8 protein-coding genes are annotated in these 13768 nt (G+C 73.4%); 2 read left to right on the plus strand and 6 right to left on the minus strand.

Annotated features, from left to right (window positions below):
- Window positions 1–169: 169 nt before the first annotated feature.
- The gene (locus OG370_RS32315; protein ID WP_328470505.1) at window positions 170–2794 is read right to left on the minus strand and encodes an alpha-amylase family glycosyl hydrolase; all 2625 of its coding nucleotides are present in this window, start codon (window positions 2792–2794) and stop codon (window positions 170–172) included.
- Window positions 2795–2956: 162 nt separating this feature from the next.
- Window positions 2957–5095, minus strand: coding sequence for a glycogen debranching protein GlgX (gene glgX, locus OG370_RS32320; protein ID WP_328470506.1), 2139 nt, complete (start codon window positions 5093–5095; stop codon window positions 2957–2959).
- Between the two features lie 241 nt (window positions 5096–5336).
- Between glgX and OG370_RS32325 the strand changes: the two genes are divergently transcribed.
- Both OG370_RS32325 and OG370_RS32330 read left to right on the plus strand, forming a co-directional pair.
- A complete protein-coding gene (locus tag OG370_RS32325; RefSeq protein WP_443060785.1) occupies window positions 5337–6593 on the plus strand; it encodes an SAV2148 family HEPN domain-containing protein in 1257 nt (418 codons plus the stop codon).
- 128 nt (window positions 6594–6721) lie between these two features.
- Window positions 6722–7435: a 3'-5' exonuclease gene (locus tag OG370_RS32330; RefSeq protein WP_328470507.1), complete on the plus strand. Its 714-nt coding sequence runs from the start codon at window positions 6722–6724 to the stop codon at window positions 7433–7435.
- A 405-nt stretch (window positions 7436–7840) separates the two neighbouring features.
- Here OG370_RS32330 and OG370_RS32335 read toward each other — a convergent pair whose 3' ends face one another.
- The 4 genes from OG370_RS32335 to OG370_RS32350 all read right to left on the minus strand — a co-directional run bounded on the left by OG370_RS32335 (window position 7841) and on the right by OG370_RS32350 (window position 13766).
- Window positions 7841–8704, minus strand: coding sequence for an aminoglycoside phosphotransferase family protein (locus tag OG370_RS32335; RefSeq protein WP_328470508.1), 864 nt, complete (start codon window positions 8702–8704; stop codon window positions 7841–7843).
- Window positions 8705–9111: 407 nt separating this feature from the next.
- A complete protein-coding gene (locus tag OG370_RS32340) occupies window positions 9112–10197 on the minus strand; it encodes a sigma-70 family RNA polymerase sigma factor (RefSeq protein ID WP_328470509.1) in 1086 nt (361 codons plus the stop codon).
- A gap of 79 nt (window positions 10198–10276) precedes the next feature.
- A complete protein-coding gene (locus OG370_RS32345) occupies window positions 10277–12523 on the minus strand; it encodes an MMPL family transporter (RefSeq protein WP_328474628.1) in 2247 nt (748 codons plus the stop codon).
- Window positions 12524–12980: 457 nt separating this feature from the next.
- Window positions 12981–13766 carry a sirohydrochlorin chelatase gene (locus OG370_RS32350; protein WP_328470510.1) on the minus strand — a complete coding sequence of 262 codons (786 nt, stop codon included), beginning with the start codon at window positions 13764–13766 and terminating at the stop codon, window positions 12981–12983.
- Window positions 13767–13768 lie beyond the last annotated feature (2 nt).

Below are 13768 nucleotides of genomic sequence, written 5' to 3' on the forward strand. Positions count from 1 at the left end.
TACTTGAAGGACCTGGTGCACGAGGGGCGGCGGGCTCGCGACGCCCTGCGACTCCGTCTGCGGCGCTGCCGAAATGCCCTCAGGAAACCGCCCTGAGGACACTTCGGCGCCTTGCAGCCGAAGCCCATGACGCCGTTCGCCGATCCACCGCCTCTCGTGCACCAGGTCGTCACTCGCGGGTGAGCAGCGCCACCGGGGAGGTGTCGAGGAGGTCGGCGAGCGGGACCGCTCCCTCGTGGACGGTGCCCACGATCCGGTCGTGCCAGCGGCCCGGCGGCAGCGGCAGGACGCTGCCGCGCCACCCGCCGGACTCCTCCAGCCGCCGGGACAGCCGCGTCACCACGGTCAGGGCCGCGCCGCCGCGGACGAAGGCCACGCAGTGCGCCGCGGCCGGGCCGTCGGCGCTCAGCGGGGCGTAGCCGGCCTGCGGGCCGTACCACTCGGGGTGGTCGCGGCGCAGCCGCAGCGCGACGGCGGTCAGCCGCAGCTTCACCTCGTCGGGGCCCTGCGGCTCGGCGCCGTCCAGCACCCGCTCCAGGATGCGGTCGACGCCGGTCCGGACCGTGCCGGGCTCGGCCTCGCCCAGCGGGCCGCGGTTGTCGGGGTCGACGAGCGTGTACACGGGGAACTCGGTGCCCTGGTAGAGGTCGGGCACGCCGGGCATGGTCAGGTGCAGCAGGGCCGCGCCGAGCGAGTTCGCGGTGGCGTACGGCTCCAGGCCCGCGGCGAACGTGCCCACGTCGTCCAGCCGCGCCCCGCACGGGCCCTCGCGAGTGAAGTCGGCGACCGCCGTCTCGTAGTCCCCGTCCTGCTCGGTCCAGGTGGTGCGCAGGCCCGCCTCGCGTACGGACTTCAGGGCGGCGGGCACCAGCCGGTCGGGGTCGCCCGAGCCGAGGCCGAGCGCGGTCTGGTAGACGGTGTACTCGGTGTGCCGGTCGGGCGCGGCGGCACCGCTCCGCCCGGCGCGGCTCGATCCGGCGGTCAGCCACTCCCGCCAGGCGTCCGGACACTCGGACAGCACCGCCAGCCGCAGCCGCAGATCGGCGCCGCGCTTGGTGTCGTGGGTGGACAGCACCGTGCCGGTGGCGGGCCGGGTGCGCCGCCGCTGCTCGCAGTAGGCGTGGAACTGCTCGGGGGAGACGGCCGGCGACCCGGGATCGCGGCCGACCTCGCACAGCGGCAGCAGCGGGCCGTACCGGTAGAACGCGGCGTCCTCGACGGACTTGGCGTGCAGCGCGGAGGCGACCTGGGGGAAGCGGACGACGAAGTCGTCGGCGTCCGGGCCGGGGGCGCAGCCGGCCGCGTCGAGCCGGCCGAGCGCGAGGTCGCGGAGCATGCCGAGCGCGGGGGCAAGCCGCCATCCGCAGTCGCCGATCGCCCGCTTCGCGGCATGGGTGAGCATGATGACGTCGGCGTCCGCGGGCTCGGCGCCGGGCCGTACGTAGGAGCGGTAGACAGGGATGCGCACCAGCAGTTCGCGCAGCGCGTCCGCCAGGACCTCCGGCGCGTAGGGCGGCGCGTAAGGGTCGGCATCCTGGTGGTCGGTCCTGACGTCAGGGGCGTCGTCCTGGCGTGCGGGGCTTACCTCCGCGACGGGGCCCGCCACCTGGTGCGCCCGCTGGGCCCGGTCCGCGCCGCGCACCAGCCGCGCGACCTCCGCGGCCAGTTCCCGGCCCACCACCCGGTACGCGGCCCGCCGCACCGTCGGCTGCCAGCGCCCGCCCGCGTCGTCCGACACCCCGGTGAACTCGCGGTAGAAGTCGGCCACTTGGGCGGCCCCGCGCGGATCGGTGAACAGCCCGTCGATCCGGTCGAGCGCGTCGTATCCGGTGGTGCCCGCGCACCGCCAGTCCGCCGGCAGCTGCTCCCGGCGCTGGAGGATCTTCTCCACCACCGTCCAGCGGCCCCCGCTCGCCTGCGCCAACTGCTCCAGATAGCCCGCCGGGTCGGCGAGCCCGTCCGGATGGTCGATCCGCAGCCCCTCGGCGACGCCCTCCCGCAGCAGCCGCAGCACCGTCGCATGGGTCGCCTCGAACACCTCCGGCCGCTCCACGCGGACCGCGATCAGGTCGGAGATGGTGAAGAAGCGGCGGTAGTTCAGCTCGGTGCGCGCAGCCCGCCAGTACGCCAGTTCGTAGTGCTGCGCGGCCACCAGCTCCGGCAGCGGCAGCTCCTCGGTGCCGGCCCGCAGCGGGAAGCGGTGCTCGTAGTACGCCAGCACCTTGCCGCCCCCGGAGCCCGCCCCCGCCGCCGCTCCCGTGCCCGCCCCCGCCGGGGCCGCTCCCGCGCCCTCCTCCGCCCGCTCGGCGCGCTTGTCGGCCACCACCGCCAGCTCGCCCAGCACGTCCGGCAGAGGCTCGCCCAGCACCGGCAGCAGCACCCGCCCGCCGCGCGCCGCCCAGTCGATGTCGAACCAGTCGGCGTACCGCGAGCAGGGACCGTCCCGCAGCACCTCCCACAGCGGACCGTTGAGGTGCTCCGGCGCCGGCACCGCCATGTGGTTCGGCACCACGTCCAGCACCAGGCCCAGGCCGTGCGCCCGGGCCCGCGCGGACAGCTCCCGCAGCCCCTGCTCACCGCCCAGCTCCGCGCGCACACGGGTGTGGTCCACCACGTCGTACCCGTGCGTCGAGCCGGGCACCGACTCCAGGACCGGCGACAGGTGCAGATGGGTGACGCCGAGCGCGGCCAGGTACGGGACCCGGGCGGCCGTGTCGGCGAAGGTGAACCGGGGCTGCAGCTGTATCCGGTAGGTCGAGGCGGGCACCACAGGAGGCGCCGGGAAAGCCGTCATGAGGTCTTCTCTACCCCGGATCGGCCGAACAGGCGCGCCAGGCCGGCCCGAACCGGCCCGCGCCGCCCGACACGGCCCGCCCGCCCGTGCGCGCCGCCCGAGCCCGGCCGCCCGCTGTCACCCGGGCGCCCGCCGCATGTCACCCGTACGGGTCAGCGCCGGTCAGTCCGGCGGCCGCTGGAGCACCACGATGCTGCGATCGGCCAGCAGCAGGGAGTCCCCGCCCCTGACCTTCTCACCGCCGCCCGGCGGCACCCCGTCCGGCCGCTCGGTGTCGATCACGAGCTGCCACTCCTTGCCGTGGTTGACCGGCAGCACGAACTCCAGCGCGCGCGGCGCCGCGTTGAACAGCAGCAGGAACGAGTCGTCGGTGACCGGCTCCCCGCGCGGGCCCGGCTCGGAGATCGCGTTGCCGTTCAGGAACACCACCAGCGACCTGGCGTGCGCGGCCTGCCAGTCCCGCTGCGTCATCTCCCGCCCGTCGGGGGTGAACCAGGCGATGTCCGACAGCTCGTCGTGGGTGCCCTGCACCGGCCGGCCGTGGAAGAAGCGGCGGCGCCGGAAGACCGCGTGGTCGCGGCGCAGCCACACCATCGTCTTGACGAACTCGTGCAGCTTCAGCGCCTCGTCGTCGGCCTCGCTGCTGCCGGGCTTGCCGGGCCAGCCGATCCAGGCCAGTTCGTTGTCCTGGCAGTAGACGTTGTTGTTGCCGCGCTGGGTGCGGCCGAACTCGTCGCCGTGGCTGAGCATCGGCACGCCCTGCGAGAGCATCAGGGTGGCGATGAAGTTCCGCATCTGGCGCAGCCGCAGCGCCTGCACCGCTCGGTCCTCGGTCGGCCCCTCGGTGCCGCAGTTCCACGACCGGTTGAAGCTCTCGCCGTCCCGGTTGCCCTCGCCGTTGGCGTCGTTGCGCTTGTCGTTGTACGACACCAGGTCGCGCAGGGTGAAGCCGTCGTGGCAGGTGACGAAGTTGATCGAGGCGAGCGGGCGGCGGCCGTCGTCCTGGTAGAGGTCGGAGGAGCCGGTCAGCCGCGAGCCGAACTCCGCCAGCGTGGCGCTCTCGCCGCGCCACAGGTCGCGCACCGTGTCACGGAACTTGCCGTTCCACTCCGTCCACAGCGGCGGGAAGTTGCCGACCTGGTAGCCGCCCTCGCCGACGTCCCACGGCTCGGCGATCAGCTTCACCTGGGAGACCACCGGGTCCTGCTGCACCAGGTCGAAGAAGGACGACAGCCGGTCCACCTCGTGGAACTGCCGGGCCAGCGTGGCCGCCAGGTCGAACCGGAACCCGTCGACGTGCATCTCGGTCACCCAGTAGCGCAGGCTGTCCATGATCAGCTGGAGCACGTGCGGGCTGCGCATCAGCAGGCTGTTGCCGGTGCCGGTGGTGTCCGTGTAATAGCGCTTGTCGCCGCCGAGCCGGTAGTACGACGCGTTGTCCAGGCCGCGCAGCGACAGCGTGGGGCCCAGGTGGCTGCCCTCGGCGGTGTGGTTGTAGACCACGTCGAGGATCACCTCGATGCCCGCCCGGTGCAGCGCGCGCACCGCGGTCTTGAACTCCAGCACCTGCTGGCCGCGGTCGCCCAGCGAGGAGTAGCCGTTGTGCGGGGCGAAGAAGCCGATGGTGTTGTAGCCCCAGTAGTTGGCCAGCCCGGCGTCGGCCAGCCGGTGGTCCTGGATGAACTGGTGCACCGGCATCAGTTCGAGGGTGGTGACGCCGAGTTCGACGAGATGGCTGATCACCGACGGGTGCGCCAGCGCCGCGTAGGTGCCGCGGATCTCCTCCGGCAGCCCCGGGTGGGTCATCGTCAGGCCCTTGACGTGCGCCTCGTAGATGACCGTCTTGTGGTAGTCGATGCGCGGCGGGCGGTCCTCGGCCCAGTCGAAGTACGGATTGACCACCACCGACGACATCGTGTGCGGGGCGGAGTCCAGGTCGTTGCGGGAGTCGGGCTGCCCGAACCGGTAGCCGTAGACCGCCTCGTCCCAGTCGATGCCGCCGCTCACCGCCTTGGCGTACGGGTCCAGCAGCAGCTTCGCGGAGTTGCAGCGGTGCCCGCGGGCCGGGTCGTACGGCCCGTGCACCCGGAAGCCGTACCGCTGGCCGGGCATCACCCCGGGCAGGTAGGCGTGCCGGACGAAGGCGTCCGCCTCCCGCAGTTCCACCGCCGTCTCGGAGCCGTCGTCCTGCAGGAGACACAGCTCGATCCGCGAGGCCACCTCGGAGAAGACGGCGAAGTTGGTGCCCGCGCCGTCGAAGGTGGCACCGAGCGGGTACGACTGACCCGGCCAGACTTGCATGTGAGGACTCTTCCGCTCCGGGGACCGGCCGCGCGGCGGGTGGCCGCACGACCGGCAGTGACGTTGCGACAGCATCCTCCCATCCCGCTCCCTCCCGAGGGTGACACTGCGGCAACGGCCTGCGACGGAACGGCTGATGGGGTTGTCTGCTAGTAGTCAAGTAGGGTCGTTCCGGCTGCGACACCCCCCGCACCGCAGTACCCTTCCTTGATCGTGGACGGGGGTGGGAGGCGGTGAGGTGGTGACGTCCGGAGGTCTGATGCTCCCGGGTGGCGGTGAGCAGGGTGACCGGCACGTCACGGGGGATGCCCCGGACGACGGGGTGCCCACGCTGCCAGGCGTGGTCTCCGTCGCCGCGCCGCTGGAGATCGGCGCGGAACTGGACTGGGGCGCCGACGCGTGGGCCGAGGTGCGCACCCGCGCCCGCCGGGCCGGCCGGGCCTATGTGTGGCTCAACCTCGTCGAGCAGCGGCTGCGGGCCGTGGTCAACGCGGTGCTGCGGCCGATCTACGAGCCGGTGCACGGCGACGAGTGGGTGGTCGCCGCCGCGGGACCGGCCGGCCACGAGTGGGTGCAGCGGGCCGTCGCGGTCCGCGAGGTCAGCCGCCGCAAGGGCTTCCTGCTCGACCCCGCCGACGACAACGTCCTCAGCTTCCTGACGCTGCCCCAGCTCCGCGAGCTGGTGGTGCAGCACTGGCCGTGCTTCGAGCCGTACTTCGACGACCGGCGCGAGCTCGAACTCGCCCTGGACGAGCTGGAAGTGGCCCGGCACGTGGTCTCCCGCAACCGGGCGCTGTCGCGCACCGTGCTGGACCAGGTCGAGCGCTCCTCCGCGCGGCTGCTGGAGCTGCTGGGCTCGGGACCCTCGCGTACGGCCAAGCAGCGGCTGCCGGTGGACGCGGTGGAGGAGCTGGTCGCCGACCGCTACTCCGACGTGGTCGGCGTCTACCCCGACCGGGTACGGCTCCAGCGCCAACTGCCGGTCGAGGACCTCTTCGCCGGGGCCAGACGGCTGGACGCGGTCGGCATCGGCCTGAACCTGCTGGTGCAGAACTACTCCGGGCGGCGGCTGGTCCGGCTCGCGGAGTCCGGCTGCCGGGTGCGGCTGCTCTTCCTCAACCCGGCCAGCAGCGCGGTACGCCGCCGCGAGCGCGAACTCGGCCTCGGGCGCGGCGAGCTGAGCCGGTCGGTGGAGATGAACATCCTGCACATGCGGCGGGTCCGCGCCCGGGTGCGCGACCAGGGCGCGTTCGAGATCCAGGTGTTCGACGAGACACCGCGCTTCACCGCGTACCTCGTGGACGGGGACAGCACCGACGGACTCGCCGTGGTGCAGACCTACCTGCGGCGGGCCCGCGGCATGGAGGTGCCGGTGCTGGTGCTGCGCGGCGGCACCCGGCGGGTGGTCAACGACGACAAGCCGGCTGAGGGCGGCCTGTTCGACGTCTACCGCGAGGAGTTCGAGGGCATCTGGACCGACTCCCGTCCGGTGTCCTGACCCGCCGCCGAAGGACGGGCCCTACCACGCCGCGGGCGCCGGAACGGTGCTGCCCGGCTGCCGGGAGTGTCAGTGGGTCAGGCGATGATGGCAGGGCACACGGGGGAGAACGGCTGGAAGGACACGCCATGGCATGGCACGAGGATCTGCTGGTCGGCTTCGACCTGGAGACCACGGGGACCGATCCGCGGCAGGCCCGCATCGTGACCGCGGCGGTCACCGAGGTCAAGGCGGGGGAGCCGGTGCGGCGCCGCAGCTGGCTCGCCGACCCGGGCGTGCCGATCCCCGCGGAGACCACCGCCATACACGGCGTCAGCACCGAGCGGGCGACCGCGCACGGGCGGCCCGCACCCGAGGTCGTCGCCGAGGTCGCGGACGCGCTGCGCGGCTACTGGGCGGCCCGGGTGCCCGTCGTCGTCTACAACGCGCCCTTCGACCTCACCCTTCTGGACGAGGAGTTGGCGCGGTACGCCCTGCCGAGGCTCGCCTCCGGCGAGGGGACCGCGGGGCCGGTGATCGACCCGCTCGTCATCGACCGCGCGCTCGACCGCTACCGGCGCGGCAAGCGCACGCTGGAGGCCGCGTGCGCGGTGTACGGCGTGGTACTCGACGGCGCCCACGAGGCGGGCGCCGACGCCCTCGCGGCGGTCCGGGTGGCCCGGGCGGTCGCGCTGCGGTTCGCCGAGGCGGGCGAGGCCGATCTGTGGGACCTCCAGGAGCGCCAACGGCTCTGGTACGCCGCGTGGGCCGAGGACTTCCAGGGATGGCTTCGCCGCAAGGACGCTGCCGCTGTGGTGGACCCGCACTGGCCCCTCCGCCCGGCCCACCCGGTCCACGGGTGACGGCTCCGCCGTGAGTGCGTGAAGTTCTCGGTGTACGGGGTTCAGGGTGCCCCTGCGCCCCCGGGCTGCCCGGCCACGTGAGTGCCGGAACGTGCGGCCCGTGGGTGGCTTGTCGCGCGGTTCCTCCCCCAGCGTCCCTGATGGGGTTGCACGCCGTCGTCGGCTGACGGTTCCACGCCACGGGGTGGCTGAGCCGCGCGGAAGAGGGCAACAATCAGGGGCGCGGGGAACTGCGCGACAAGCCACCCACGGGCCGTCAGACGAGGACGAGGCAGCCACCCCGCAGGGGGACGCGACCAGGCACAACGCACCGTCAGACGAGGACGAGGCAGCCACCCCGCAGGGGGACGCGACCAGCCACAACGCACCGTCAGACCGCAAGGGGCTGCCCGTTGACGGGTTCGGCTAGAACGAATACCACCGTACGGACGGGTCCTCCGCGCGGAGCGAGGCCACGCGCCGGCGGAACTCCGTGCGGGCCGCCGGGTTCGCCGGGGCGTGCTGGGCGACCCAGGCGCACCCCGCGGTCTCCCGGGCGCCGCGCAGCGCCTCGTAGCCGTCCCAGGTGGTGACGTCCCAGCCGTAGGCGGCCGTGAAGGCGGCGTAGTCCGCGGCGGGCACCCCGTAGCGGTCGCGGCTGAGCGCCTGGACCACCAGGTCGTGCTCGCGCAGGTCGGAGGAGAAGGTCTCCAGGTCGACCAGGACGGGCCCGTCCGGCCCGATATGCACGTTGCGGGGGAGCGCGTCGCCGTGGATCGGGCCGCGCGGCAGGCGCGGCACGAGGTCGGCCGCGGCCTGCGCGAAAGCGTCCCTGCGGCGGCGCAGATACGCCGAGTCGGCCGGGTCCACCGCGTCGCCGGCCGCCCGCAGCCACCGCTCCACCCCGGCCAGCAGATCGCGCGGCGGCAACCCGAAGTCCGGTTCCGGCAGGGCGTGGACGAGCCGCAGCAGCGGTGCCACGTCGACGGTCGCGGCGGGCCGCAGCGACTCCGGCAGCCGCTGCCAGTACGTGATCGGGTGCCCCTCCACCAGCCGCACCTCGGACTCGGCGGAGCGCACCGCGGGCACGTCGTGCTTGGCGAGCCAATCCGCGGTGCGCACCTCGCGTTTGGCCCGGTCCAGCAGATCGGCGCCGCGCCCCACCTTGATCACCAGCCGCCCGGCGGCGAAGACCGCGTTCTCCCCGAAGGAGAGCAGATCGGCCTCCCGGTGCCCGGCAGCGTCCAGCACCGCCCGCGCCCGGTCCTGCGTGAACACCGCGTCCGCCATGCCCAGCCTCTCGCTTCTCTGCCATGCGGCCCACCCGCACCGCCCGTTCGCATATGCCGAAGGAATCGGCCATGCGGCGGGGCAACGGCAAGTCTCGCACCCGCACTCGGTGGATTCGCTGCAGATTTCCGGGAAGTCCGCTGAAACCTGTCGCGAATACGTACCCGTAGTACCGATGAGTTACGACCCCGGCACTGGTCGTATCACGTGCAGGCCCGTTCGGGTGACCGAAACGGGACAGGAAACGGGATGCGGGACGCGAAAACCGAGGAGGGGCGATGGCGGTGGTGCCCCTGGACGTGGCCGGCCTCGCCGCCGACCGGGCCACGCTGTCCGCGCTGGCCCATGTCGCGCTGGCCGCTCGCCGGGCCGGTCACCGGGTGCGGCTGCGCGGCGCCTCGGCCCCGCTACGTGGACTGCTCGAACTCGCCGGGCTCGCTGGGCAGTTCGAGTGGGAGCCCGAAGAGCGGGAAGAGCCGCTCGGTGTCCAGGAACGCGTTGAGCCCGGTGACGCGCCCGTCTGAGATGTCGAGCACCTGGAGCGCCCACGCGCGGTGGCCGTGCCCGGACGGGTCGCGGCGGTACTGGCCGAAACCGGGTGCGCCGTTCGCCGCGACCGGCAGCAGCCGGGAGCCCTCGCATTCACGGCCGGTGCCGGCGAGCCACGCGCGTATCTCCCCGGCTCCCCGCAGCCACAGCGGGTACGGCGGCATGGTCATGGTGGCGTCCTCGTGCAGCAGGCTGGTGAGGGCGTCGAGGTCGTACCGCTCGAAGGCGTCGACATAGCGGTCCAGCAGGGCCTGCCGCTCCTTGTCCATGGCGGCCGTCGCCGGGGCGTGCGGGGCGCCCTGGGAGCCCTCGGGCGCGGCCGGGCGGGTGTCGGAGAGCCCGGCGTCCGCCAGGGTGGCGCGGGCGCGCTGCAGGGCGCTGTTGACCGACGCGACGGTGGTGCCGAGGAGTTCGGCGGTCTCGCTCGCCTTCCAGGCCAGCACCTCCCGCAGGATCAGCACGGCCCGCTGCCGCGGCGGCAGGTGCTGGAGGGCGGCCACGAAGGCCAGCCGGATGCTCTCGCGGGAGACCACCACGTCGGCCGGGTCGCCCGCCGACGGCAGCGCCCGCAGGTCCGGCACGGGCTCCACCCAGTCCGCCTCCGGGGTGCGGTCCGGCAGCGCCGCGTCGGCCCGCGAGGCCGGCGACAGGTCCATCGGCCGGGCCCGGCGCTTGCCCGCCTTCAGGCTGTCCAGGCAGACGTTCGTCGCGATGCGGTACAGCCACGAGCGCAGGCTCGCGCGGCCCTCGAAGCCGTCGGCACCCCGCCAGGCCCGCACCATCGTCTCCTGCACCGCGTCCTCGGCCTCGAAGGCGGAGCCGAGCATGCGATAGCAGTACCCGGTCAACTCGGCCCGGTGCGCCTCCAGGCGCCCCTCGATCCCACCGCCGGACCGGGTCGACCCGGCCGCCGCGGCCCTGCTCGCGCTCTGCCGTACGCTCATGGGCCCACCGTACCCGCGGGCACCGACAGTGCCCCCGAGCCGACGCGGCGCGGGGGCACTTTGGGTCTGTCGGTGCTGGTCAGACGCGGTCCGGGACCGGCAGCGGCGGCCGGCTCTCGGCGACCGGCGGCAGCGGCAGCACCGACTCGTCGTGGGTCAGGTCGGGCATCCGCCGCATCCACCGCGGCAGGTACCAGTTCCGCTCGCCGAGCAGCGTCATCACCGCCGGCAGCAGCACCCCGCGGATCACGGTGGCGTCGATCAGCACCGCGAAGGCCAGGCCGACACCCATCTGCTTCATGCTCTGCATCGACAGCGTCCCGAAGATCGCGAAGACCGCGACCATGATGACGGCGGCGCTGGTGACCACGCCCGCGGTGGTGGTGATGCCGTGCTCGATCGCGGCCTTGGTGGTCAGGCCGCGCATCCGCGCCTCGCGGATTCGGGAGACCACGAACACGTGGTAGTCCATGCTCAGCCCGAAGAGGATCACGAAGAGGAACAGCGGCAGCCAGGCCACCACGGCGCCGCTGCTGTGCGCGCCGACCAGCGAGGCGCCGACGCCGTGCTGGAAGACCAGGCTCAGCACCCCGTAGGCCGCGCCCACCGACAGCAGGTTCAGCGCGATCGAGGTCAGCGCGATGGTCAGGGACCGGAAGGAGAGCAGCATCAGCAGGAAGGCGAAGACGATCACGAACGCGAACACCGGCGGCACGCTGCTGGTGATCTTGTGGGTGAAGTCCATCGACGAGGCGGTGTCACCGGTGATCGGCGCCTGGACCCCGTCGAGCTTGCCGAGCGTGTCGGGCCGCACGTGGTCGCGCAGCAGCCGTACGTCGGCCTCGGCCTTGGACCGGTCGCTGCCGCCGGCCAGCGGCACGTCGATCCGCGCGATGTTCTGCGGTCCGTGCACGGTGACGGTGACCGGGCCGGTGCTGGCGCCCGAACTGACCGCCTCGGCGCGGAAGTCGGCGATGGCCTTCTTGACCTGCGGCGAGTTGATCGCGTCGGCCTTGACCACCACGTGCGCCGGGTCGGGACCGCCGGGGAAGGCGGTGTTGATGTGCTCGTAGGTCTTGATGATCGGCAGGCTGTCGCCCAGTTCCTGCGACGTGGACAGGTTCGCGGTGTGCATCGAGAACGCCGGGATCGCGAGGGCCACCAGGGCGCCGCCGGCGATCAGGGTCGAGGCCTTCGGGTTGCGCAGCACCGGCCGCAGCACGGTCCGCCAGAAGCGGCTGCCGTTGTTCGCCGCCGGGGCGTGGCCGCGGCCGCGGCCACGGGACTTGCGGCCGATGAACGGGATGCGGCCCTTCTCGACCCGCTGGCCCAGCAGTGACAGCAGTGCGGGCAGCACCGTCACCGAGCCGAACATCGCGATCGCCACCACGATCATCGTGGCCATGCCCATCGCCTTGAAGTCGCCGATGCCGGTGAAGAGCATCCCGGCCATCGCCACGATCACGGTGAACCCGGAGATCAGGATGGCCCGGCCGGAGGTGGCCGCGGCGATCCGCAGCGCGGTCTCGGCGTCGTGGCCCGCGGCGCGCTCCTCGCGCTCCCGGCGCAGGTAGAACAGGCAGTAGTCGACGCCGACCGCCAGACCCACCAGCAGCATCACCGAGTTGGCGGTGTCGCTCATCGGGATGGCGTGGCTGACCAGTGCGACCACCCCGCCCGCGCCGAGGAACGCGGTCATCGCCAGCGCGACCGGCAGCAGCGCGGCGACCAGCGCGCCGAACGCGATCAGCAGGATGGCCAGCGCGACCGGCACCGCGGAGTACTCCGCGGTCTTGAAGTCGCTGCCGAAGGCGTTGTCGACCGCGTGCTCGCCGCTGGCGTCGCCGAACTCCTCTATCCGCAGGTCCTTGTGGGCGCTCTGGGTCTTGGCGACCGCGTCGAGTACCGGCTGCACATGGTCGGGGGCGTCGTCGGCGGACCCGCGCATGTCGAAGCGGACCAGGGCGGAGTGGTGGTCCTTGGAGATGGCCTGGGTGTCGTACGGCGAGGTGATCGCCGTCGCGAGGCCGGTGGAGCGCACCGCGCTCATCACGTCGTCGACCGCGGTGCGGACCGCCGGGTCGGTGACGCTGCCGTGCGCGGTCTGCACCAGCACCATCTCGGACGCCTTGTCCTTCAGCCCGGCGTCGTCGGTGATGGTCGCGGCCTGGTTGACCTCGCCGGCCATCGACCGGTTCTCGTCGATGTCGGAGCGGCCCACGGACTGGCCGATCACCATGACCGCGATGACGAAGAGCAGCCAGCCGCCGACTGCCGCCCAGCGGTGCCGGGCGCTCCAGCCGCCCATGGCCGCCGCGATGCCCATTCTGCTGCCGTGTGCGCGAGCGCGACTCACGGTGTCCCCCTTGAAGGATCGTCGTGGGTGGCGGCCTGTGACCTGCCGCTCTTTCCACCCATGACGCTATGAGCTCGGGGGGCGCCGACCCATCCGGCCAACTGGTGACTTCAGGTGAGGCGTTCTCCCTCTCAAGGGTGGGGACAGCCCCCCTTCGACCGGAGGGGTAACGACCTGGGTGTGTCAGGGAGTGGATCAGGGAGCGGCGTCAAGGGGCTTCGCGTCCAAGGCGGAGGAGGGAGGCCACGCGGAGCGTCGCCGACCGACGACAACGCAGGAGGCGGAGTCGCAGGGTGTCGCGAGCCCGCTCCCTGACACACCCAGGTCGGCGGCCCTGATCATCTGGGCGGGTGCCCCTTACACGTAATGGCTGGGGGCGGGCCGGTGCGAAGGCGTGATTGCAGGTCGGCGCGGGGGCGCGGGCGGGTCAGGCGAGGGCGAGGCGGCCGAGAGGGAGCGCGGTAGGGGCCCCGAGGCGGGCCTCGTCGTACCGGCGCAGCAGCAGCTCGGCCACCTCGGGTGCCGGGCCGAGCACGTCGGCGAGCACGTCCGCGCCCGCCTCCCGCGCGCCCCGGGCGATCCGGTCCGGCAGGAACCCGGGCGCGAGCACGTAAGGCGCCACCGCGATCCGGCGCACCCCTTCCGCGCGCAGCGCGCGCACCGCGTCCTCGGTGCGCGGCAGGGAAGCGGAGGCGAACGCGGGCCGCACGGCGCACCAACCGGTACGCCGCCACTCCCGCGCGATTGCTGCGATCACCGCGCTCGCCTCCGGGTCGGTGGAGCCGGCCGATGCCAGGACGACGCCGGTCCCGGCCCGGTCACGGGCCCGCACCCCGGCCGCCCGCAGCCGCCGCTCCAGGGCGGCGGTCAGCAGCGGCGAGGGACCGAGCACGGCCGCGGTGCGCAGCCGCAGACCCGGCAGTTCGGCCGCCGACCCGGCAAGCACCGCCGGGATGTCGGTCTTGGCGTGGAACGCCCGGGTCAGCAGCAGCGGCAGCGCCACCGCGTCGGACACGCCGTCGGCCGCCAGCCGCCGTACGGCGTCCGGCACCGACGGCGCGTCGAAGTCGAGGAACGCGGTGTCCACCCGCAGCCCCGGCCGGGCCGTCGCCACCCGCGCGGTCAGCGCCCGTACGGTCGCGGCGTGCCGCGGGTCGCGCGAGCCGTGCGCGATCACCAGCAGCGCGGGCGGGTCCGTACGGGGCGGGCGCACGG

The sequence above is a fragment of the Streptomyces sp. NBC_00448 genome, assembly GCF_036014115.1.
Taxonomy (GTDB): Bacteria; Actinomycetota; Actinomycetes; order Streptomycetales; family Streptomycetaceae; genus Actinacidiphila.

Bases quoted from the DNA above. Each gene is read 5' to 3' on its own strand.
- OG370_RS32315 (WP_328470505.1), bottom strand. From the start codon at position 2,794: ATGACGGCTTTCCCGGCGCCTCCTGTGGTGCCCGCCTCGACCTACCGG.
- glgX (WP_328470506.1), bottom strand. From the start codon at position 5,095: ATGCAAGTCTGGCCGGGTCAGTCGTACCCGCTCGGTGCCACCTTCGAC.
- OG370_RS32330 (WP_328470507.1), top strand. From the start codon at position 6,722: ATGGCATGGCACGAGGATCTGCTGGTCGGCTTCGACCTGGAGACCACG.
- OG370_RS32335 (WP_328470508.1), bottom strand. From the start codon at position 8,704: ATGGCGGACGCGGTGTTCACGCAGGACCGGGCGCGGGCGGTGCTGGAC.
- OG370_RS32340 (WP_328470509.1), bottom strand. From the start codon at position 10,197: ATGAGCGTACGGCAGAGCGCGAGCAGGGCCGCGGCGGCCGGGTCGACC.
- OG370_RS32345 (WP_328474628.1), bottom strand. From the start codon at position 12,523: ATGGGCATCGCGGCGGCCATGGGCGGCTGGAGCGCCCGGCACCGCTGG.